Genomic DNA, 22,178 nt, shown 5'->3' with positions numbered 1-22,178 from the left:
TTATTTGCGCGGCATGGCGAACTTCAGTCCCGCGTAAACCGGCGTTGTGCCCGCATTTATGCTGTTAAAGCATCTAATCCTGCGGTCGCCGATATATTCGCTTCACTGCGCTTGTGTGAATTAGTTCTAATGCGCATGAAACTAGCACTTACGTGATTAACAAACACAAACATTGTTAAGCGTGCCGAATTTCCGATGGTCTTCCCGTATCCAGAATATGAAAACAGCCCTGCGCCGAGCCTGATCACGATGCTGAATTGAAGCTATGGCGACGCGCCTGTCCGGGCGTCATGCCGAACTTTTCCCGGAATATCTTTCCGAAATAAACAGGGTCGGTGAAACCGCAGTTCCAGCAAATTTCGGAAATGTTCTGATGTGCGTAACGCGGATCGGCCAGCATCTCCATAGCGCGACAAAGACGCTTGTTGCGCACCAAGGCCACGAATGTCACGCCGTCGCCATAGCGCGAGAACAGGTTCTGCACGTAGCGCGGCGACACCTGAAAATGATCGGCGGCCAATTCGCTGCTTATCTCGGCCATCGCGAAGTTATCTTCCACCCACGCGCAAATGTTCCGGTACAGGAGCTCCCCGCGGCTCTGGGCCCGCTCAGGGGACGCGCAGCGCTGCAGCCATGGCCTGGCCCCGCCGGCTCTCTCGCGCAGGGCGCGCCGAAGCAGGCTCATGATCTGCTGTTCTATCAAGGCGCCGCCCGATTCTTCACGGCCAATGAAAGCCAGTGTGGCCGCGTCGAGCGCGCCCAGATACGCCATCAGCAACCGCGCCCAGGCGCTGTCGAAACGCACATCGGCCGGGCGCTGCGCCAGGAGTTTGCGGTCCTGCGGCGACATGGCGGTATCGTGCATCAGCAACAAGGTGCCGTGGAAGTCCTGGAAGCTTCCGCAGTTGATCTCCTGGCCACGCAGCAGTACCAGCTGGAACTCGGGCAGCACCAACAATGCGCCTCTGCATAACACGGTAAGGCGCTGGCGCGCATACGCCAGCAGCCAGGAATCCGATGTGATCAATCGCTGCAGCGCCACGCCGGCGCTGGCATGGCGCTGGGCGTCAGGCGCCGCCTGCCGACGGGGTTCGGCGGGGTCGGAGGCGTCGAAACCATTGCACAGCAGTAAATGGGCCCCGCCTTGGCGAAACTTGAATACCAATGCGCCCGGCCCGTTGGCCGGGTCCCGCACGGACGAGTTTGCCGGATAACCAATAAGCGCCTGCACAATAGCCTACCCTTCCGCAAGTTTCGAGGAATAAGTAAACAGCCGAGGCTGTAACTCTGCGTATCAATATCTATCCTCGGAAGAGTGGGTCATTATGTGCAACAGGGAATAGATTAATCCTCCTGAATTTGCGTCTATATGCGCGTTGAAAGCAAACAAATGCAAATTCATATTACATGCAGTCATTCTAAGCATGAAATAACCGCAATATTCGCCCTATCCCATTTAGCGCAGTCGTTTTATTCCTGGATTACTAAAGTGATGGAATAAAGAGGGGGGCAGCCCGGAACCTTCGCAGTCAGGCGATATCGATTCCGTCGGGGGATGACGGGTTGGGGCCCTGGGGCGTTCCGGGAACGCGATCGGGGTCGTAAGGCGGGGGGTGCGTATCCGGCGTGGGTTCCTCCGGAGCGGGCTGGCCGGGCCAGTTGGGCTCGCCGGGCGGGACGCCCGGCGGGCCAGCCGGTTCTCGGTGCACGAGGGTGAAGTTATTCATGGGATGCCTCCTGTCATAAGGTTCGCCACGGACGGCAGGCGCGGCTAACGGCCAGAACCATGTTTGTGACCGCCGGAGCCGGCGCGCCCGCCGGGTATCTGCCCGTTCCCGTCGGGGCCCTGTTGCCCCGATTTCACCTGGCCCTGACCGCCGGGCATCGGCTGGGGATCGGCCTGCGCCGGCACGGGCTTCTGCTGCTCGGGCTGGGTAGGCGGCCGCAGCCGCTCGCCGGGGCTCGCGCTGGGCCGCTTGGGGTTTGAGTCGCTCTGCGCCTGCGTGGCCGAATCACCATCGCGCATGCGGCTGCTGTCTGGCATCGGGTGCGTACCCGGCTCCGTGGAACCGGCGCCGGGCGCAAGGGGCGCCTGGCTGGCCAGCGCCACAGGCACGGCTAGCAGGCACGCGGCCAACAACCCGGCACAGCGGGGTGTAAACGGAAAAACTTGCATAGTCGTCTCCTTGGCAGGTGATCGCCGCAGCAAGCGACATGCCGCTACTTGAGCGATTTGCGTTTGCGCGCGGCCAGCGCCAGCTGGCGGTACCGCTCGACCACTTCGTCGAGTTCGTCCTCTTCCATTTCTTCAATGTCCACTAGCTTCTCGTTCGCCCCTTTCAGGGCCATCAGCAGTTCGTCCAACTTGACGTGCAGCGCCCGGCTGTCCTTGTTCTGGTTCTGCTGGATAAGGAAGACCATCAGGAAGGTGATGATCGTGGTGCCGGTGTTCACCACCAGCTGCCAGACTTCCGAAAACCCTGCCCACGGGCCGGCGATCGCCCACAGTACGATCAGTGCGACAGCCATGCCAAAAGCGATAGGCGACCCGGTGGCGCGCGCCACCGCGGTAGCGAAATGGTCGAACATGCGGGCCGCCGAAGACTGCGGCCGCGCCTGCCTGGGTTCCGGCCGGCTCTGTCGAGCGGCCCGCCTGCGGCCGCCACGTTCGAGCTTGCCGCTACGAGTACGAGGCTTCATGACTGCTCCCGGACTGGAGATGCGCTGGCATACCCTTGGCTGAGCCACCGGCTCGGTCAGTCGCCCATCGCCAGGGCGGCCTCATCCGCCGTGACGCCAAGTCCATGGTATTTGCGGCCCAGGTCCATCGTGGCCTGGAAGAACCCCGCCTTGCTTCCGCAGTCGTAGCGCACCCCTTCGTACCGATATCCGAAGACGCTGCGCTCGCGCAGTAATTGGGCGATGCCGTCGGTCAACTGGATTTCTCCGCCCACGCCAGCCTGGGTGGCGCGCAACAAGTCGAAGATCCGCGGTTCAAGCACGTACCGTCCGACCACGGCAAGCGTGGTGGGCGCGCGCGCGGGTTGGGGTTTTTCTACGATGTCCTGCAACTGGGTGGTGCGCCCGTCGACACGATGGCCCGAGATGATCCCGTACTTGTCGGTCTGGTCGCGCGGCACGTTCTGGATGGCCAGCACACTGCCATCGTGCCGGCGGGCAGCGTCGATGAGCTGCGCGGTGGCCGACACGTCGGCGTCGATCAGGTCGTCGGCCAATAGCACCGCAAACGGCTCGTCTCCCACGATGTGCTGCGCGCACAGCACGGCGTGGCCCAGCCCCAGCGGGGCCGGCTGGCGGGTATAGATGCATGTGACGTGCGGCGGGATGACATTGCGCACCGCTTCGAGCAATGCGGTCTTGTGCTTGGCCAGCAACCCCGCCTCGAGCTCGGGAACGCTGTCGAAATGATCCTCGATGGCCCGCTTGTTCCGCCCCGTAACAAAAATCAGCTCGGTGATGCCGGCCTGCACCGCCTCTTCGACCGCATATTGAATCAGCGGCTTGTCCACGATGGGCAGCATTTCCTTAGGCATGGCCTTGGTGGCCGGCAAAAAACGGGTGCCCATGCCCGCGACGGGAAAAACGGCTTTGCGGATCGGCTTCATGACGCTCTCGATGAGTAGATAGTGCGGCGCATTGAGCAAATGGCGTGCCCGCCTACTATGCGCAAAATGTCAAGGCTGGTATGTCGGCATCATGGGCACTGTCAGGCGCTTGGCTGGCTAGTATCAGGGCAGCCCCCCGAAGGGCAGCTGCCCGCCGCGCCATCCAACGGCGGGCCGACAGACAAACCAAGGAGACCCGTCATGTTGCGCTTTTTTGCAGGTTGCCTGACCACCTTGTTGATCGCCGGCGCGGCGTGGGCGCAGGAATTTCCATCCCGCCCGATTACGATGATTGTCGGCGTGGCGCCCGGCGGCACGCTGGACACGCTGGCGCGGCTGATCGGCAATTCGCTGTCGAAGACGCTGGGGCAGCCGGTGGTGGTCGAAAACACCACCGGCGCCGGCGGCTTGATCGGCATGCAACGGCTGATGAAGTCCGAACCGGACGGCTACACCCTGATGTTCAGCAACTTGTCGATGGCCATCATCCCTCTGCTGAATCCGGACGCGGGGGTCGACCCGGTGCGCGACCTGGCCACGGTAAGCACGGTCGCCACGGTGCCGATGGTGCTGGCGGTCAGCAACAAGAGCGGCATCAAGGCCCTGCCCGACATGCTGACCCGCATGAAGTCTGCCCCCCGGCTGAATTTCGGGTCCGGCGGGCCGGGCACGACCGCGCATCTGGCCGAGGGCATGTTCCTGCATCTGTCCGGGTCGGAAGGCGAATTGATCCAGTATCGTGGCTCCGGCCCGGCGCTGACTGACCTGATGGCCGGGGTCATCGACGGCGTGCTGGACCAGACGGTGACCATCATGCCCTTGCACAAAGACGGGCGCGTGCGGGCGGTGGCAGTGTCCACGCCGCAGCGCCTGCCCCAAATGCCCGACGTTCCCACCTTCGCCGAAGGCGGATTGCCGCAGTTCGACCTGGCGATCTGGAACGGCGTGGTGGCGCCCAAGGGTACGCCGCGGCCCGTCATCGACAAGCTGGCCGAGGCATTGTCGGTAGTGATAGACAGCCCCGAATTCAAGGACCGGCTCGAACAGCTGGCCGCCCAGGCGCCCACCAGCGCGCAACGCGGCCCCGACCCGTTCGCGAAACTGCTGGCCCAGGACACCAAGCGCGTGGCAGACCTGGCCCAGCAGATCGGCCTGCGCCCCCGTTGAATCCGCCCTACCCTCGGCAAACAGAAGGAAACGTCATGCCTGACTTTACATATGGCTTTATCGGCCTGGGCAATATGGGGGGCCCCATGGCAGGCCGGCTGCTCGATGCCGGCTACGCACTGGCGGTCTATGACAGCAATGGCGCCGCCATCGAGGCGCTGCGCCAGCGCGGAGCGCGCCCCTGCGCCAGCATCCGCGAATTGTGCGATAGCGTCGACACGGTTTTCCTGAGTCTGCCCACCCCGGAGATCGTGCAGCAGGTCACGCTGGGCGCCGACGGCGTGATCGGCGGCACGCGCGTGAATCGCGTGGTGGACTTATCCACCATCGGGCCGCGCACGGCCCGCCTGGTGGCGCGCAGCCTGGCCGAGCGCAATATCACTTATATCGACGCCCCGGTCAGCGGCGGCGTGGGCGGCGCGCGGCGCGGCACGCTGGCCGTCATGGCCGCCTGCGAGCGCAGCCATTACGACCTGCTGGCGCCCACGCTCAAGCACTTCGGTCCGGCGTTCTACCTGGGTGCCGAGCCCGGCATGGGCCAGACGATGAAGCTGGCGAACAACCTGCTGTCGGCGGCGGCCGTGGCCATTACATCTGAGGCAATGGCCATGGGGGTGAAGGCCGGCCTGGACCCTGCGGTGATGCTCGACGTCATCAATGCCGGGTCGGGCCGCAATACCGCCACGCAAGACAAGTTCCCGAAGGCCGTGCTGACGGGCACCTTCGACATCGGATTCGCCGCCCGCCTGGCATACAAAGACGTGCGCCTGTGCGTGGATGAATCCGAAGCCATCGGCGTGCCCATGGTGGTGGGGTCGGCGGTGCGCGAAATGCTGCTGCTGACCACGGCGCTCTGCGGCGACGACGCCGACTTCACGCACGTGGCCAAGGTGCTCGAAACCTGGGGCGGCGTGCCCATCCGGGCGCGCGGCGGCAGTTGAGTACGGCCGGCCTCGGCCCCCGCCGTGTCGGCGCCGTGCTTCAGGAAAACACGGCGGGATCGGGGGTCCAGCGTCCTTGCTCGACGAGATCCTGGATCTGGCGACGCAGGATGGTGCCCAGCGCGCGCACTGCGTGGGTCGAAGGCCGCTGTGTCGAGGTGGCGATCACCAGCGACCGGGTGATGGTGGGCTGCACGATGCGCCAGATACGCATGCGTCGTTGCGCGATCTGCGAAGCCACGCATGCATACGACAGGACGGCGTAGCCCAGGCCGCTTTCCACCAGGCGCAGCATGGAATGCATGGCGTCGATTTCCAGTTCCACGTTGGGCGTCAGCCCGATACTGGCGAGCGACTCGTCGACCAGCACACGTATACCGTGCGGCCGGCTGGGCAGGATCATGGGAATGCGGCTCAGCCGTGCCGCCGGCACGGGGCCCGCGCCCACGCCCGCCGGATCGCCGGCCGGCCCCAGCAAGAAGAGTTCGTCGGTCAGCAAAGCCTCTGTGGGCAGGGTCGGGATGCCGAGTCGCGGCGCATCGTACAGCACCGAAATGTCGGTGCGGCCCGCCGCCAGCCATTCGAGCACATGGCCGCTGTAGCCTTCCATGAACTTCAGCGACATGCCCGGAAATGCGCGCCGGAACGCTTCGATCAACGACACGGACAGCACGGTCGATATGGAGGCCGGCATGCCCAGCACCACCGGCCCGGTGGGCGCACCGCCCAGGGCCTTGACGGCGACGGCCGCATCGCGGGCCGTATCGACCAGGCCGCGCGCATATTGCTCAAGCAAGGCGCCCGCCTGTGTCAATGTGACCCCTCGGCCGGTGCGATGGAACAGCGCCACGCCCAGCTCATCTTCCAGCGCCCTGATCTGCCGGCTGAGAATCGGCTGGCTGATCGACATGCGCATCGCCGCCCGCGAATACGCCCCAGCCTCGGCAATGCCGATGAAGAGTTCCAATTGCCGCAATTCCATGGCGCGCCCCATCCCGCGAAACGTGTCATCTTAGAGGAACCACGGCGCTCCGGAACAGGCACCGGCCTGCGGCACAGCATGGACCCGGCTATAGATTACGATGCTGACTGCTGGGCAACCCTGTCTTTGCCGCGATGACTCCTTTCGACCTGCTGATGGCCGCCTATTACCGGGCGGTCGACCCGGTGCTGACGCGCCTGCGCAAGCCGGCAAGACTACGCGGCTGGCCGGCCGAACTGCCCCTGCCGGTGCTGCCCCTGGCCGTTCGTGCCCGGATGGCCCACGGCAAGGCCGCGCAGCAGGCCTTGCGCCGCTTCTTGCGAGTGGCACGGCGTTACGACATGCGCACGGCCGACGAGCCCATCACAGCCGGCGCATCGCGGGCGGCTCCCATGATGCTGGATCTGTCGCGGTGCGGCTCACGGGCCGGCTTCGAAGCCCTGCTGCGCCAACGTTCACGACGCACCCTGCCCAAAATCCGCCATGCCCAACGCCTGGGCTACCTGGCCGAACGGTTTGCTCTGCCCATGCACGTGCATGATGTACATGCCGTGAAAACCTCAATGGCCGTACGCAGCGGCGGCCCCGTGCTGGCGCGCTGGCTGCTCAAGCCGGCGCACATTGCCTCGCCCGCCTCGGGCCCCATGCCCGTTCCCGTCCCGGCTTGCGCGACGCATTGGACCACCTGGTGGGGCGTGTTTCTGCCCGAGCCAGGCCATCACAACGGCGCACTGCGCACCGACCGCCGGCTGGTCGCGTATGTGAAGCTGACCCGGTGCGCTGACGTGGTGCATTACCTGGACATCATGGGCCACAAAGACCATCTGCCGCATGGCGTCATGCCCTTCATGCATGCCGCCATCGTGAACTGGCTGCTTGACGCGGCCGAACCGTGCGCAGCGGGCGTGCGCGCAGTCTGGTACGGGGCCCTGGAACACGGCGGGCCGGGCCTGCTGACCTGGAAAAAGCGCGCCGGCTTTGAACCGGTGCGCGTCATGCTGCTGCCCTGACAGGCATCGCGCAGGGGTGCTAGTTGCGCGGCCTGGCTGCCGCGCGCCGCGCGGACTGCACCATGGGATGCGCTAGAAAGTGGTCCAGCAGGTTCTGCCGCTGCCTGGGTGTGAGCGGCGAGTCGCCGATCAGGCCGGGCCAGCGGTCGCAGGCCGCCCTGACGCAATCGGCCACGGCCCTGGCCGCAGGCTTTTCAGGAATGCCCAGGCTTGCGCAGAAAGCGCGCAATATCGCCGGCGAAAGGCCCGGTTTTGCGCCGCCCGGTTGCCCCGCCCTGGCGCGCGGCAGCATGTCTGGTGGCATGATGTGCAGCGCGTGGCCCTGGCAGGGGTAATAGGCCGCGTAGCCGACGATATCGTAGGCGGGCGCCAGTTGGGGTGTCTCGCCGTCGCCATATACCACGCCCAGGTTCTTCAGGTGCATGTCCGGGTTGCCCAGCATCTCGTTGACGACCATGCGGCGCAGCAGTTCATGCACGGCAGATTCGCCCATCGATTCGAAGGCCAGCATGACGGCGGCCACGTCGAGATAACTGGCCGCGCGGTACTTTTCTTCGGGCATCGCCCCCAGAATCTGCGCGAAATCCTCGCAATGGATGCGATGGCCAGGTTGGCGGTCGTAGCGCACCACGGCCAGGAACTGCGTCCGGGCGTCGGCCTCGCCCAGGTCATAACCGTGCTCGACCGCGAGGCTCGCCAGAGGCTCGAGATACGCCTGGCAGACCTGGACGCCGGCCGCCCGCGCCAGCGCCAGCGACAGGGCCTCCAGCTCTGGCAGCAGCGGCTGGCCCACCACGGGCAGCTTGGCGATGATGTGAGTGTCATGGTCGCGCGTGCGGCCCACGTAGCGTTCCCCCTGCTTGATGACGCCCAACTTGGGCTGCACCCCCGACAGTGACACGCCCTGTTCCATGGGGTCGGCGGTAACCGTCATTTCGAGCGCGTCCTGGTCTTGCGTGACGTAATGCGCCAGGGCGTCGCGCGACAGTTCGACAGGCCGTGCGTATACGTTGCCGGGCAAGTCACCCCCGCAGGCCGCCAGCATTTCGAAATGGTCTTGGGGGTCGCATCCGCGGATACGCGCCACGTGATCGCGGAACACGCCTTCGGGCAGCAGGTTCTGGAAAAATGCCGGCAGCAGCCAGCCGTTCTGCGGCGAATGGCGTCCGTTCAGCGGCACGCTGCGCACGTCGGCCCAGAACGCAGCCTGGTCTTGCGGCGACGCAGCCAGATAGGCGGCCGACAGCACCGGGACGTCGATGCCGCGCGCGTAGGCGTCATCGGCGACAAAACGGGTGATGACCTCGGCGCCGGGCATCCGGTACTGGAACAGCACGCCCACCCGCAACGAACCAATGAAAATCGCGAGCGCCTGGACGTTCATTGCGATGCCTTTGTCACCGAGCGGCGCGCCAGTTCGATCCGGGTAGGCACTCTGGGCGGCGCCGGCTCGCCGGCCTGCACTGCAGGCGCGGCGCCCTTGGGCACCAGCAGCAGTTCCAGGCCCAGCCGATCGGCCAAGGCAAGCAGCGTGCTTACCTTGAAATCCTGATCACCGCTGAGCACATTGGTCAGTGTGCGCTGGGCGATGCCGGCCGCGTCACGCAGGGATGCCTGCGTCATGCCCTGCTCCCGCAGCCGCGCCCGCAGGATACTGGCGATTTCTGGCAGAGTGATCATGGCAATAAAGTAGTATTTCTTATGAGTTCACTACTATATTACCATCTGCGTGGGGATCGTGGTAATAAAATGGCATTAAAGTAGTGGAAAATCGAATTTCACTACTTTATTACTGTTACTGAAATGCCGTCTCCATGAAGGTGCGAAGCTTGCGCGAGTGCAGGCGCTCCGGGGGCATGTCGCGCAGTCGCTCCAACGCGCGAATCCCGATCTCGAGATGCTGGTTCACCTGGTTGCGATAGAACGCGCTGGCCATGCCGGGAAGCTTCAGCTCGCCATGCAGCGGTTTGTCCGACACGCACAACAGCGTGCCGTATGGCACCCGGAACCGGAAACCATTGGCGGCGATAGTGGCCGATTCCATGTCCAGCGCAATCGCGCGGGACTGGGTAAAGCGCTGCACCAGTTCATCGTGGTCGCGCAGTTCCCAATTGCGGTTATCGATACTGGCCACGGTGCCGGTGCGCATGATGCGCTTGAGTTCCCAGCCCGACAGCCCGGCCACCTCTTCCACAGCCTGTTCCAGCGCCACCTGCACCTCTGCCAGCGGAGGAACCGGCACCCAGGTGGGCAGGTCGTCATCGAGCACGTGATCTTCCCGCACGTAGCCGTGCGCCAGCACATAATCGCCAAGCCGCTGCGAATCGCGCAGGCCGGCGCAATGGCCCAGCATCAGCCAGGCATGGGGGCGCAGCACCGCAATGTGATCCGTGATGGTCTTGGCGTTGGAAGGCCCCACCCCGATGTTCACCAACGTAATTCCCGAGTGGTTGGGCCGCACCAGGTGATAAGCCGGCATCTGCGGTAGCCGCGGGGCGGCGCCAGGGGGCGACTGCGCGGTGGTATCGCCCCGATGGGTGACGCGGTTGCCGGGCTCGACCAGCGCGTCATAGTCGCCGCTGCCGCTGGCCATCAAGGCGCGGGCCCGCGCGCAGAACTCATCTACATAGAACTGATAGTTGGTGAACAGCACGAAGTTCTGAAAGAACGACGGCGCGGTGGCCGTGTAGTGCTGCAGGCGGTGCAGGGAATAATCCACCCGCGTTGCGGTGAACGGCGCCAGCGGGCGCGGCTCGCCATGCCTGCCCCGCCAGGATCCATTGACGATTGCGTCGTCGGTGACGGCCAGGTCGGGCACGTCGAACACGTCTCGCAAGGGCCGGCGCAAGCTTTCCAGTCGCTCGCCTTCAACATATGCCCCTTCAGGAAAGGCAAAATGCAAAGGGATGGGCGTGTCGGATTCCCCTACCTCTACGGGCACACCATGGTTCTGCAATAGCAGCCCTATCTGCTCCACCAGATAATCGCGAAACAGGTCCGGCTGCGTCACCGTGGTCTGGTACACCCCCGGTTCGGCGACGTGGCCGAACGACAGCCGGGTATCGATGGGGTCGTAGGTAGCCACCGCAAGGCGTATGGCCGGATAGCAGGCCCGGGCGGGGCCAGCCAGGTCACGCCCGTTGACTACGTCCTGGAAGGCGGCGCGGATATGGGCGGTATTGCGGGCGTAGATCTCGATGAGCCTGTTCACGGCCGCCCGCGCGTCGTGAAAGGGCTCGAAGGCCAGGGGCTCGGGGCGTTGGACAAAAGCGGCTGAAAAGTCAACTGTCATATGTGCATCCTGGGTGAAAACCAAGCTCGGGCGGCCTGTGGTCGATTATGCCGCAAGCGCATTGCCGCTTTGAGCAAGCTGCAAGCTGCCGGCATTTGCATGCATTTCCCTAGTAATAACCCCACAATGCAAAAAAACGTCAATACGTTAAAATGCCGCGTGCCCGTTGCAATAACGCCACATCTGCCGGCCTGACGCAGTCAGCCATTCCGCCCACTCCGCAATCTGAAGTGTCGCAATGACTCCACCGACGCGAAAAGTCCGTCCGTACCTACCCTCACTCCTGGCTGCTCCTCTTCTTGCGATCAGCCTGTCCTGGTCCCCCCCCGCTCAAGCCTCCATCGTTACAGACGCCATCGCCTCTTTGCAAGGGTTGCGCCTGTTCGACCCGCTGACTGTTCCGTCGTTGTCCGAAATGGTCGTGCGTGCGGGCCTGGACACCCTGGGCACGCCCTACGTATGGGGCGGCGACGACCCCGAGGACGGCTTTGATTGCAGCGGCCTGACCCAATTTGTGTATCGCGAGATCGCCGGGGTGGAATTGCCGCGCACCGCTCGCGCCCAACGCCGGGCCGGCACGGCCGTCAGCAAAAAACAGCTGCAACCCGGGGACCTGGTGTTTTTCACCACCCGGCGGCGCGGCGGCGTGTCGCACGTAGGCATCTACATCGGCCAGAACCAGTTCGTGCATGCCCCCACGCGCGGGGCCAAGGTTCGCATCGACAGCCTGGACAACCGTTATTGGTCGCGCAATTACGTCGCGGCGCGCCGCTACCTGGACACGGCGCCGGCCGGCGGGCCGCAGGGCCAATTGCTGGCTTCCGCAGACCAGGCGCACTGACATCCGGCCAGCCCCGGCTAGGGGCGCGCCTGGCACCTTATTCCTGCGTCATCGCCTTGATCGACGCGTGCAGGAACCGCAGGACGATCTCGCGATTCTTGCAACGCTGCGTACCCTTGCGCCATACCGCGCCGATATCCATCGTGGGCACGACCTCACTGACGTTGCAGCGGACGATCCGCCGCCCTTCCAGCGACCAGGGGCGGTACACCAGGTCGGACAGAATCGCCACCCCCTTCTGGAACGCAACCAGGCTGCGCACGGCTTCCAGCGACTTGCTCTGGAAATAGACATTGGGCCGCAGCTGGTGCCGGCGCCAGTACCGTTCCATGGTGTGGATATGCTCGTCCATGTCCAGCAGGATGTAGTCATACTGGGCCACATCATGCAGGCTGACTTTGGACCGCTGCTGCAAGGGGTGGTCCGGATGTGTCCAGAGCCGCCTGGGCGACTTGAGCATGATGTCGTATTCCAGTTCGTCACGCTCGGTCAGGTTGGACACGATCAGCAGCGCAAGGTCGATGCTGCCGTCCAGCAAAGCGCCTTCGATGCTGGGGCGGTCGCTCTCGATCATCTGGATGTGCAGATGCGGAAAATACTGTTCTGCCGTGGACAGCACGCTGGGCACCAGGTACGCCGAGATGGTTTCGGTCACGCCGATCCGCAGGCGGCCGCTCAGTTCGCTGGGCGCCGCGCGTATGTCCTGGATTGCCCGGGAAGCCGCATTTGTGACATTGCGCGCGTGCGACACGAACCGCTCGCCCGTTTCGGTCAGGCGCAACCCCTTGGCATGCCGCACGAACAGCGATACGCCCAGTGTCTGTTCCATGGCGCGCAATGCCACCGTTACCGAAGACTGCGACACGTTGCACCGCAGGGCCGCCTTGGAAACCTGCCCCGTCTCAGCCAGCGCGAGAAAGTACTCGAATTGCCGTAGCGTCAGCTGCATCTTTCCCGCCTTAAATATACATGTTATCTATATTGCATCTTACATAATATATATTAGCAATACTTCGATAGATCTCTTAGGATACGGGCCGTAGTTATAAGACCAGGGGGTGCATCACTATGTCCGCGCAAATCAGCGGCTTCTGTACGCTATGCCGTTCGCGCTGCGGGACGTTGAACACGGTTCGCGGCGATTCGCTAGTCCGCGTCCAGGCCGACCCCCGGCATCCCACCGGCAGCGCAACGTGCCCCAAGGGCCGCGCCGCGCCCGAACTGGTGCACAGCCCGCATCGCATTCTGCATCCCATGCGGCGCACGGCGCCCAAAGGGGCGGCCGACCCGGGCTGGCAACGTATCAGTTGGGATGAGGCGCTGGACGAAATCGCCACCCGCTTTGGCAAGATAAGAGAAGAAAGCGGCGCCGAGGCCGTGGCCTTCGGGGTCACCACCCCCAGCGGCACGCCTTTGTCCGACAGTATCGACTGGATCGAGCGCTTCGTGCGCGCCTTCGGCAGCCCCAACATTGCCTACGGCACGGAAGTCTGCAACTGGCACAAAGACCACGCGCACGCGTTCACCTTCGGCTGCGGCATCCCGGTGGCGGACTACGCCAATGCCGACCTGATCATGCTGTGGGGCCACAACCCGACCAATACCTGGCTCGCACAGGCCAACGCCATCGGCGAAGGACGGCGCGCCGGAGCGCGCCTGCTGGTGGTAGACCCACAGCGCACGGCGCTGGCCGCGCAGGCCGACGCGTGGCTGCCGGTCAGGCCAGGCACGGATGCCGCGCTGGCGCTCGGATTGGCCCACCAATTATTGTCCACCGGTCGCTATAACCGGGCATTTGTGCGCGACTGGACCAATGCGCCGCTGCTGGTTCGGGCGGATACCGGCAGGCTGGTGCGCGCCGGCGACATCTGGCCGCACTGCCCCACGCCGCAAGCCTGGGTGGCCTGGAACCTGGACGGCCAAGGCCCAGCACCCTACAACACCGAGTATTCTGCCGGCACGCAAGGCGCCGGATCATTCGCCCTGGAAGGTGAATACATCGTCGAGATCGACGGGCAACCCGTACGCTGCCATACCGTGCTGCAGGCCCTGGCCCAACGCTGCGCACAGTACACGCCCGTACACGTCGAAGCGGTGACGGGCGTGACGGCTGCGAGCTTGCTGGCTGCGGCCGATCTCATCGCACAAAGCCCGGCCATCGCGTACCACTCGTGGTCGGGCGTCGCCCAGAGCACCAACGCCACCCAGACGGACCGCGCCATCGCCGTGCTGTATGCGCTGACGGGCTGCTTCGACACACCCGGCGCGAACCGCCTCTATCCCAAGCCGGCGACCAACCCCGTCAACGGGCTCGACCTCATCCCTGCCGCGCAACGAGTCAAGGCGCTGGGCCTGCCGCAGCGGCCGCTAGGCCCGGCCGCCATGGGTTGGGTGATCGCACGTGACTTGTACCAGGCCATTCTTACCGGCCAGCCCTACCGTGTGCGGGCCTTCATGGGCTTCGGCACCAACCAGCTGGCGTCGCAAGCCGATGTGGAAATGGCACAGGCCGCGCTGCGCGAACTGGAATTCCACGTACATTGCGATCTGTTCGAGACCCCTACGGCCCGCTACGCGGATATTCTGCTGCCGGTCAACACACCATGGGAGCGCGAAGGCCTGCGCATCGGTTTCGAGATCACCCATGCCGCCCAGGAACGCGTACAGTTGCGTCCGCGCATGGTGACGCCGCGCGGCGAATCCCGTTCGGATAACGACATTGTGTTCAGCCTGGCGTGCCGCCTGGGCATGCAATCCATGTTCTTCGACGGCGAACTGGACCGGGCATGGAACCACCAACTGGCGCCGCTGGGCATCACCGTGGCAGACTTGCGCGGCACTCCGGACGGCAGCCTGCGCGTGCCGATGGTCCATCACGACCGCAAATATGGCCGGCCTCGCGCTGGCGCATCCGATGACGCCCAGGGCAGCCCCGTAACCGGCTTCGACACCCAGACCCGGCGCGTTGAACTGTATTCGGAACTGCTGCTGCGCCATGGGTACGACCCGCTACCCGCCCATGACAACCTGCTGGCGGCGGCAGGCGAGGATCGCGCCGCCTATCCGCTGACCATTACGTCGCGCAAGAACGGCAACTTCTGCCACAGCCAGCATCGCGCCCTGCCCTCGCTGCGCAAGCGGTCAAGGCAGCCGCAAGCGGTGCTCAACCCGCAACTGGCGGCGGAAAAAGGCATCGAGGCCGGCGATTGGGTTCGCGTCACCACGCCGGCCGGCTCCGCGCGCTTCGTGGCGGAGGTGGACCCCTATCTGAGCAAGGATGTGGTCTACGCCGAAGTGGGATGGTGGCAGGCCTGCCCGGAACTTGGCGAGCCCGGCTACGATGTCCGCGGGGACGACAACAGCAACTACAACGGGCTGATCTCGGCCCAGCGCGTAGACCCGATCAGCGGATCGGTGCCCATGCGCCAGTTCCCTTGCAATATCGAGCGCGATGCCGCGTTCGACGTGACGCAACGCCGCTGGGCCGGCCAGCGCGAGTTCGCCGTGGCCGCCGCGAACCGCGTGGCCGATGGCGTGCTGGAACTCGCCCTGGCCCCGCAAGACGGCGGCGCCCTGCCGGATTACCGCCCGGGCCAACATATCACCATCGAAGTGCCGATCGAAAACGGCGGCGCCCTGCAGCGCAGTTATTCGCTGATCGGCCCGGCCCGCCTGCGCTCGCGGCGCGAGTACCGCATTGCGGTGCGCCACCAGCGTGGCCGGGACGGTACCGGGCAAGCCTGGGAAGGCGCGATGTCGGGATTTCTGCATGCCCATGCCCGCGCCGGCATGCGCATCGGGGTGGCGGCCCCCGCGGGAACGTTCATTCTTCCCGAACAATCGCCCCAGCCCGTCGTGCTGTTTGCCGGCGGCATCGGCATTACGCCGTTTCTTTCATACCTTGAATCACTGCTGGATGCGCAAGACCCGCCCGCAGTCTGGCTGCACTATGCCAACCGCAGCGCACGCACCAAGGCATACGACGCTCGATTGCGCGAGCTTGGGGCACAATTGCCCGGCCTGACCATCCGGGATTATTTCGGCCAGCCTGGCGACGGCGGCGACCCCGCCCGCCTGTTGGGCGCCCATGTGGTGTCCGATGCGCTGATCGCCGCCCGCGCGCGCTTCTACATGTGCGGCCCGCCCGCCATGATGGACAGCCTGCGCGAAGGCCTGTGCGCACGGGGCGTACCCGCGTTCGACATATTCAGCGAGATTTTCCGCTCGCCGCCCGCCGTCGATGCGGACGATGCCGCGCGGCACCGGGTCCGCTTCAGCCGCTCGGGCGACATCCAGGCCGACTGGACCGCCGACCGCGGCACTCTGCTTGGGTTTGGCGAAAGCCTGGGGCTGACGATGCCCAGCGGTTGCCGCGTGGGGCAGTGCGAAAGCTGTGCGGTAACCATTGTTTCCGGACAGGTGCGCCACCTGCACGGCGAAGAACCCGAGGACGCAACGGTATGCCTGACCTGCCAGGCCGTGCCAGCCAGCGACCTGGTGCTGGATATTTGAAGGGCGGCAAGCAACGAGAACATCCGAAAACCTGCCGTCTACAGTCGTATTGACCATTAAAGGAGGGCTAGCCGCTGCAGCGACGGTTCACAAACAGGGGAGCGGAATCGATTATCCTCCGGTTCCGCAGTGAATTTAGGTACTTCAATAATCACAAGGCACGCACATGTCTCAACATAGCAACCACGCGGGCGCCCGGTCTTCCGGACTGATGGGCCCGATCAACAACTTTCTGGAACGGTGGATCCCGTCGGCGATGACCTTCGCCATGGCCCTGACCCTTATCGTGGCCATCATGGCGCTGTTCTGGACCGACACCGCGCCGACCGACATCGTCCGGTTCTGGGGCAACGGCCTGTCAGGCATCCTGGCGTTCATGACGCAGATGTGTCTGATTCTGCTGCTCGGCCACATCCTTGCCAACACGGGCCCTGTCCGCAAGGTGCTCATCGCCCTGGCGCGCGTTCCTTCGAGCCCGGCAGCCGCCTACATGTTCGTGTTCGTCATCAGCGCTGTGCTCTGCTTCTTCATCTGGGGCCTGGGCCTGATCGCGGGCGCCGTGCTGGCCCGCGAAGTCGCCGTGCAGGGCCGCGAGCGCGGCATCAAGCTGCATTTTCCGCTGCTGGTGGCCGCCGGGTATTCGGGGTTCATCGTCTGGCACATGGGTTATTCGGGCTCCGGCCCGCTCACGGCCGCCACCGAAGGCTCGTTCCTGGCCAAGGCGCTGGGCGGCACCACCATCCCGGTGTCGGAAACCATCTTCGCGCCGTGGAACCTGGCCGCCGTGGCGTTGACCATGATCGTGTGCGCCGTGCTGTTCTGGCTGGTCGCCCCCAAAGACGAATCGCGCGTGTACGAGCTGCCTGCCGACGTCGGTTCCGAAGAGCTCAGCGAAGCGAAGTACGAAGTCGTCACGCCGGGCGACCGCATCGACGCCTCGCGCATCCTGGTGTTCCTCTTCGGCCTGGCGCTGGTGGCATACCTGGTCATCCACTTCTCGCGCGGCGGCACCATTACGCTGGACATCGTCAACTGGTCGCTGCTGGCCCTGGTGCTGCTCTTTACCAAGAACGTGTTTGAGCTCATCCACCTGACGCGCAACGCGGCATCCAGCGTGGGCGAAATTCTGCTGCAGTTCCCGCTGTACGCCGGTATCCTGGGCATCATGCAGCACAGCGGCCTGATCGCCCTGTTCTCGGATGCATTCGTCGCGATCTCGACGCAGCAGACCTTCGGCATGCTGGCCTTCCTGTCGGCCGGCATCGTGAACTTCTTCGTGCCGTCCGGCGGCGGCCAGTTCGCCGTGCAAGGCCCCATCATGCTCGAGGCCGCCCGCCAGCTGAACGTGGATCCGGCCATCGCCATCATGGCCGTGGCCTATGGCGACCAGTGGACCAACATGCTGCAGCCCTTCTGGGCCCTGCCCATCCTGGCCATCGCGGGCCTGAAGATGCGCGACATCCTGGGCTACACCATGGTGACCCTGGTGGGTTCCGGTGTGGTCATGTTTGGCGCGCTGTGGTTCGCGTCTATATAAGCTGCGCCGCCTGACCGGCGCTTCCAGCAAAAACCCCCGCAGGCGGCAGCGCTTGCGGGGGTTTTGTTGCGCGGGCTACCGCAAGGTCAGCCGCGGCCCACGAACGGCATGTTGGTCGCCATGATGGTCATGAATTGCACGTTGGCGTCCAGCGGCAGGCTGGCCATCGACAGCACCGCCTGCGCCACGTGCGCGACGTCCATGCGCGGCTCCACCCGCTTGGCGCCGTCGGCCTGCAGGATGCCCTCGGCCATGCGCTGCGTCATGTCGGTGGCGGCATTGCCGATATCGATCTGCCCGCAGGCGATGCCATAGCTGCGGCAATCCAGCGAAATCGACTTGGTCAGCCCGGTGACGGCATGCTTGGTCGCCGTATAGGCGATCGAGAACGGCCGCGGCGCGTGCGCCGAGATCGAACCATTGTTGATGATGCGGCCGCCCTGGGGCTGTTGCGCCTTCATGAGCCGGATGGCGGCTTGCGCGCACAGGAACATGCCGGTCAGGTTGACGTCGACCACTTCACGCCAGGTATCGACGGGCAGGTCTTCGATAGGCACGGCCGGAGCGTTGCGGCCGGCGTTGTTGAACAGTACATCCAGGCGGCCGTAGGCCCGCTGGGTTTCATCGAACAACTGGCGCACTGCCTGCTCGTCGCAGACATCGGCGGGCACCACCAGCGCCCGTACGCCATCGTCGCCCGCCGCTGTGCGGGTCTGCTCCAGCAATTCGCGGCGGCGGCCCGCCAGCACGACGCGATAGCCCTGGGCCAGGAATTCCAACGCCACGGCGCGGCCGATGCCTGTGCCGGCGCCGGTTACCAAGGCGACGCGTGCGCCCGAGTGTTCATTCGACTGCATCAGTTTCTCCCTATGAAGGAACCGCGCAATCCTAACGCAATTGGCGGCGCAGGATTGCAAGCGCCCTTGACCGGCCCCGGCCGGGCGGCCCGGGCACTGCCTATAATATTTGGGTTGCCGCCCACAGGCGCGATCGCCCTGTCGCCGGCATGGTTTGCTATTCTTCGCCTCTTATCTGTCTGCCTTCCTACTCATGTCCGAACACCCCGGCAACGTTTTCATGGTCGTGGCCCCCAGCGGCGCCGGCAAGTCCAGCCTGGTCAGGGCGCTGCTCGACAGCGACAAGTCCCTGGTCCTGTCCGTGTCGTGCACCACGCGCGCGCCTCGCCAGGGCGAGGTCGACGGACGGGAATACCGGTTCATTTCCGTCGAGCAGTTCGAAACACTGCGTCGCGACCACCAGTTGCTGGAATGGGCAGAAGTCCATGGCAACTTCTACGGCACGCCGCGCGACTTGATCGAGCAGTCCACCCGTGCGGGCAAAGACGTGCTGCTCGAAATCGACTGGCAGGGCGCGCGCCAGGTTCGCCAGCAATATCCGCAGGCCATCGGCATCTTCATCCTGCCTCCGTCAATCGAAGAACTCGAAAATCGCCTGAAGGCGCGGGGCCAGGACGCCCCCTCGGTGATAGCGCGCCGCCTGCTGGCGGCGGGCGGCGAAATCGCTCACGCGCCGGAATGCGAATATGTTATTATTAATCAAGAATTTAGCGTAGCCTTGGCGGAACTTTCGCAGATCATCAGCGCCGCCCGGCTACGTTTTTCGTCTCAGGCGGTCCGCCACGCGCCCCTGTTCGCCCAGTTGGGCATTCCGGCGGCGCACTGAAGCGACTTACTCATTTCCAGAAAACGTTCCAGGTGCAATCCATGGCCCGAATTACCGTCGAAGACTGTCTGAACCAGATTCCCAACCGCTTCAAGCTGACGCTGGCGGCCACCTATCGCGCCCGCGAACTGGCGCAAGGCCATGCCCCGCGCATCGACAGCAAAGACAAGCCCACCGTCACCGCCCTGCGCGAAATCGCCGGCGGCCACACCGGCCTGGAAATGCTGCGTAAAGTCCCGACCTGATCGAGGCCAGGGGGCGGCAACATGGCTTTTCCCCGGCTGAAGTATGCTTCCACGGGCCTGCTCGCGGCATTGCGCGCAGGGTCCCGGCTGGGGCGGCGCCCCGGCAAAAAAGGCACACCGGCTGCCCGGACCGCGCCTGCGGATGCGCCCGACGACGCTGCGGCGGGTTCGTCGCCCGTCGCCTCGCTGGCGCCGCTTACCGAAATCATCTCGGGCTATCTCGACAAAAAAGATGTCGAACGGGTGCGCGAGGCGTACCGCTATGCCGACCAGGCGCACCTGGGGCAATTCCGGGCCAGCGGGTCTCCTTATATATCGCACCCCATCGCGGTCACCGAAATCTGCGCAGGCTGGAAGCTCGACGCCAACGCACTCTCGGCCGCGCTGTTGCACGACGTCATTGAAGACCAGGGCGTCACCAAGCAGGAACTGGCAGAAAAGTTCGGCCCCGAAGTCGCCGAACTCGTAGATGGCCTGTCCAAGCTCGACCGGCTCGATTTCGCCACCAAGGCCGAGCAGCAGGCCGAGAGCTTTCGCAAGATGCTCCTGGCCATGGCGCGCGACGTGCGCGTCATCCTCATCAAGCTGGCCGATCGCCTGCACAACATGCGCACGCTGGATGCAGTCAATCCGGCAAAGCGCCGCCGCATCGCCCGCGAAACACTGGAAATCTACGCGCCCATCGCAAACCGCCTGGGCCTGAACGTGTTGTTTCGCGAACTGCAGGACTTGTGTTTCGCGGCCATGTATCCCAACCGCTACCAAGTACTGTACAAGGCAGTGCTGGCCGCGCGCGGCAACCGCCGCGAAGTCATCAGCAAGATCGGCGACGCGGTATGCGCCGCCCTGCCCGCCGCCGGCATCGAAGCCGAGGTTACAGGGCGCGAAAAAACGCTGTACGGCATCTATTCCAAGATGGTCGAGCAGAAAAAGTCGTTTTCCGAAGTGCTCGACATCTACGGTTTTCGGGTCATCGTGCACACGCTGCCCGAGTGCTACCTGGCCCTGGGCACGCTGCACCAGCTGTACCGGCCGGTGCCGGGCAAGTTCAAAGACTACATCGCCATTCCCAAGGTCAACGGCTACCAGTCGCTGCACACCACGCTGGTGGGGCCGTACGGCACGCCCGTGGAATTCCAGTTCCGCACGCGCGACATGCATCACATTGCCGAAGAAGGCGTGGCGTCGCACTGGCTGTACAAAAGCGCCGACGTGTCGCTCAACGACCTTCAGAAGCGCACGCACCAGTGGCTGCAGTCGCTGCTCGACATCCAGAGCCAGACCGGCGATTCCGGCGAATTCCTCGAGCACGTCAAGGTCGACTTGTTCCCGGATGCCGTCTATGTATTCACCCCGCGCGGCAAGATCATCTCGCTGCCGCGTGGCGCCACGCCGGTTGATTTCGCGTATGCCATCCATACCGATATCGGCAACCAGGCCGTGGCGGCCAAGGTCAACAACGAATTCGTTCCGCTGCGCACCGAGCTGAGCAGTGGCGACGCAGTCGAGATCATCACCTCGCCTGCTTCCCGCCCCAATGCCCAGTGGCTCAATTACGTGCGCACCGGCCGCGCGCGTTCGGAAATCCGCCATTACCTGCGCACGGTCAAGTACGAAGAGTCCGTGGCGTTCGGCGAACGCCTGCTCGAGCAGGCCCTGCAGGAACTGCACCTGGAACTGCCGGCCGCCGACGACCCCACCTGGCAAAAGCTGGCGCGCAGTACGGGCGCGAGTTCGCGCGACGAGATCCTGGCCGACATCGGGCTGGGCAAGCGGCTGGCCACGGTGGTGGCGCGGCGCTTTGCGCCCGAGCACCAACTGGTGGCCACCACTGCCGCCGACGTAGACGAAATAACCTCTGCGCGCAGCGCGCCAATTCTGATCCAGGGCAACGAAGGCCAGGCCGTGCAACTGGCGCCATGCTGTGGCCCCCTGCCGGGCGACCCCATCGTGGGCGGCCTGCGCCTGGGCCACGGGCTGGTGGTGCATACCGCCGACTGCCCGATCGCCGTGCGCCAGCGCTCGCGCGAACCCGAACGCTGGGTCGGGGTGGCATGGGACTCTCAGACCGCCAAGCACCTTTCAACGCGGCTCGACGTCATCACCCGCAATGAGCGCGGCGTGCTGGGCAGGCTGGCTGCGGAAGTCACGGCGGCCGACGCCAATATCGTGCAGATCACCATGCACGACGATGCCGTGTCTACCGTGTCGCTGCACCTGACCATCCAGGTCGACAGCCGCAAGCATCTGGCGCAAGTCATCCGCGCCATCCGGCATGTGCCCCAGGTACAGAAAATCGTGCGCGTGAAGGGCTAGCCGCGTACGCCGCGGCCTTTGCGCCT

20 protein-coding genes are annotated in these 22,178 nt (G+C 64.7%); 9 read left to right on the top strand and 11 right to left on the bottom strand.

The genetic code is table 11. From position 1 onward, the window contains the following. Positions 1 to 244 precede the first annotated feature (244 nt). From CAL19_RS07720 to galU, 5 genes are all read right to left on the bottom strand, one after another. Entirely contained in the window at positions 245 to 952 is a 708-nt protein-coding gene (locus CAL19_RS07720; protein ID WP_249276288.1) for a helix-turn-helix transcriptional regulator, read from the bottom strand. A gap of 577 nt (positions 953 to 1,529) precedes the next feature. Further along, the gene (locus CAL19_RS19585) at positions 1,530 to 1,727 is read right to left on the bottom strand and encodes a hypothetical protein (protein WP_141214363.1); all 198 of its coding nucleotides are present in this window, start codon (positions 1,725 to 1,727) and stop codon (positions 1,530 to 1,532) included. 44 nt (positions 1,728 to 1,771) lie between these two features. After that, positions 1,772 to 2,176 carry a hypothetical protein gene (locus tag CAL19_RS07715; RefSeq protein WP_094796471.1) on the bottom strand — a complete coding sequence of 135 codons (405 nt, stop codon included), beginning with the start codon at positions 2,174 to 2,176 and terminating at the stop codon, positions 1,772 to 1,774. A 44-nt stretch (positions 2,177 to 2,220) separates the two neighbouring features. Next, positions 2,221 to 2,700 carry a low affinity iron permease family protein gene (locus CAL19_RS07710; protein WP_094796470.1) on the bottom strand — a complete coding sequence of 160 codons (480 nt, stop codon included), beginning with the start codon at positions 2,698 to 2,700 and terminating at the stop codon, positions 2,221 to 2,223. A gap of 56 nt (positions 2,701 to 2,756) precedes the next feature. After that, positions 2,757 to 3,626, bottom strand: a complete 870-nt coding sequence (gene galU / locus CAL19_RS07705) for a UTP--glucose-1-phosphate uridylyltransferase GalU (protein ID WP_026641284.1) — start codon at positions 3,624 to 3,626, stop codon at positions 2,757 to 2,759. Positions 3,627 to 3,827: 201 nt separating this feature from the next. Here galU and CAL19_RS07700 point away from each other — a divergent pair, with 201 nt between their 5' ends. Both CAL19_RS07700 and CAL19_RS07695 read left to right on the top strand, forming a co-directional pair. Next, positions 3,828 to 4,793 (top strand): Bug family tripartite tricarboxylate transporter substrate binding protein, encoded by a 966-nt coding sequence (locus tag CAL19_RS07700; protein WP_094796469.1) that lies wholly within the window; start codon positions 3,828 to 3,830, stop codon positions 4,791 to 4,793. A gap of 35 nt (positions 4,794 to 4,828) precedes the next feature. Continuing rightward, entirely contained in the window at positions 4,829 to 5,734 is a 906-nt protein-coding gene (locus CAL19_RS07695; RefSeq protein ID WP_094796468.1) for an NAD(P)-dependent oxidoreductase, read from the top strand. A gap of 40 nt (positions 5,735 to 5,774) precedes the next feature. Here CAL19_RS07695 and CAL19_RS07690 read toward each other — a convergent pair whose 3' ends face one another. Continuing rightward, the gene (locus CAL19_RS07690; protein WP_094796744.1) at positions 5,775 to 6,716 is read right to left on the bottom strand and encodes a LysR substrate-binding domain-containing protein; all 942 of its coding nucleotides are present in this window, start codon (positions 6,714 to 6,716) and stop codon (positions 5,775 to 5,777) included. 134 nt (positions 6,717 to 6,850) lie between these two features. Here CAL19_RS07690 and CAL19_RS07685 point away from each other — a divergent pair, with 134 nt between their 5' ends. After that, the gene (locus CAL19_RS07685; protein WP_094796467.1) at positions 6,851 to 7,726 is read left to right on the top strand and encodes a hypothetical protein; all 876 of its coding nucleotides are present in this window, start codon (positions 6,851 to 6,853) and stop codon (positions 7,724 to 7,726) included. Between the two features lie 19 nt (positions 7,727 to 7,745). Here CAL19_RS07685 and CAL19_RS07680 read toward each other — a convergent pair whose 3' ends face one another. The 3 genes from CAL19_RS07680 to CAL19_RS07670 form a co-directional block, all read right to left on the bottom strand. After that, positions 7,746 to 9,110, bottom strand: coding sequence for a type II toxin-antitoxin system HipA family toxin (locus tag CAL19_RS07680; protein ID WP_094796466.1), 1,365 nt, complete (start codon positions 9,108 to 9,110; stop codon positions 7,746 to 7,748). Further along, positions 9,107 to 9,406, bottom strand: a complete 300-nt coding sequence (locus tag CAL19_RS07675; protein WP_051423905.1) for a helix-turn-helix domain-containing protein — start codon at positions 9,404 to 9,406, stop codon at positions 9,107 to 9,109. Before CAL19_RS07675 ends, CAL19_RS07680 begins: the two co-directional genes overlap by 4 nt. Positions 9,407 to 9,521: 115 nt before the next feature. Next, positions 9,522 to 11,018 carry an AMP nucleosidase gene (locus CAL19_RS07670; RefSeq protein WP_026641278.1) on the bottom strand — a complete coding sequence of 499 codons (1,497 nt, stop codon included), beginning with the start codon at positions 11,016 to 11,018 and terminating at the stop codon, positions 9,522 to 9,524. Positions 11,019 to 11,256: 238 nt separating this feature from the next. Here CAL19_RS07670 and CAL19_RS07665 point away from each other — a divergent pair, with 238 nt between their 5' ends. After that, a complete protein-coding gene (locus tag CAL19_RS07665; RefSeq protein ID WP_094796465.1) occupies positions 11,257 to 11,859 on the top strand; it encodes a C40 family peptidase in 603 nt (200 codons plus the stop codon). Positions 11,860 to 11,896: 37 nt separating this feature from the next. Here CAL19_RS07665 and CAL19_RS07660 read toward each other — a convergent pair whose 3' ends face one another. Beyond that, entirely contained in the window at positions 11,897 to 12,808 is a 912-nt protein-coding gene (locus CAL19_RS07660; protein ID WP_094796464.1) for a LysR family transcriptional regulator, read from the bottom strand. A 119-nt stretch (positions 12,809 to 12,927) separates the two neighbouring features. Here CAL19_RS07660 and CAL19_RS07655 point away from each other — a divergent pair, with 119 nt between their 5' ends. Together CAL19_RS07655 and CAL19_RS07650 are read left to right on the top strand one after the other, a co-directional pair. Further along, entirely contained in the window at positions 12,928 to 16,371 is a 3,444-nt protein-coding gene (locus tag CAL19_RS07655) for a molybdopterin-dependent oxidoreductase (RefSeq protein WP_094796463.1), read from the top strand. Positions 16,372 to 16,537: 166 nt separating this feature from the next. After that, a complete protein-coding gene (locus CAL19_RS07650) occupies positions 16,538 to 17,908 on the top strand; it encodes a short-chain fatty acid transporter (protein WP_212589893.1) in 1,371 nt (456 codons plus the stop codon). A gap of 86 nt (positions 17,909 to 17,994) precedes the next feature. Here CAL19_RS07650 and CAL19_RS07645 read toward each other — a convergent pair whose 3' ends face one another. Next, entirely contained in the window at positions 17,995 to 18,765 is a 771-nt protein-coding gene (locus tag CAL19_RS07645; protein WP_026641273.1) for an SDR family oxidoreductase, read from the bottom strand. Between the two features lie 193 nt (positions 18,766 to 18,958). Here CAL19_RS07645 and gmk point away from each other — a divergent pair, with 193 nt between their 5' ends. The 3 genes from gmk to CAL19_RS07630 are packed head-to-tail and all read left to right on the top strand — an operon-like array spanning position 18,959 to position 22,152. Next, positions 18,959 to 19,591 carry a guanylate kinase gene (gene gmk, locus CAL19_RS07640; RefSeq protein WP_094796461.1) on the top strand — a complete coding sequence of 211 codons (633 nt, stop codon included), beginning with the start codon at positions 18,959 to 18,961 and terminating at the stop codon, positions 19,589 to 19,591. A 41-nt stretch (positions 19,592 to 19,632) separates the two neighbouring features. Further along, positions 19,633 to 19,836 (top strand): DNA-directed RNA polymerase subunit omega, encoded by a 204-nt coding sequence (rpoZ, locus tag CAL19_RS07635; protein ID WP_026641271.1) that lies wholly within the window; start codon positions 19,633 to 19,635, stop codon positions 19,834 to 19,836. Between the two features lie 21 nt (positions 19,837 to 19,857). Next, positions 19,858 to 22,152 carry a RelA/SpoT family protein gene (locus CAL19_RS07630; protein WP_094796460.1) on the top strand — a complete coding sequence of 765 codons (2,295 nt, stop codon included), beginning with the start codon at positions 19,858 to 19,860 and terminating at the stop codon, positions 22,150 to 22,152. The last annotated feature ends 26 nt before the right edge of the window (positions 22,153 to 22,178 follow it).

The sequence above is a fragment of the Bordetella genomosp. 7 genome (assembly GCF_002261265.1).
Lineage (GTDB): Bacteria > Pseudomonadota > Gammaproteobacteria > Burkholderiales > Burkholderiaceae_B > Bordetella_A.
This window is presented reverse-complemented; position numbering and strand designations above follow the sequence as displayed.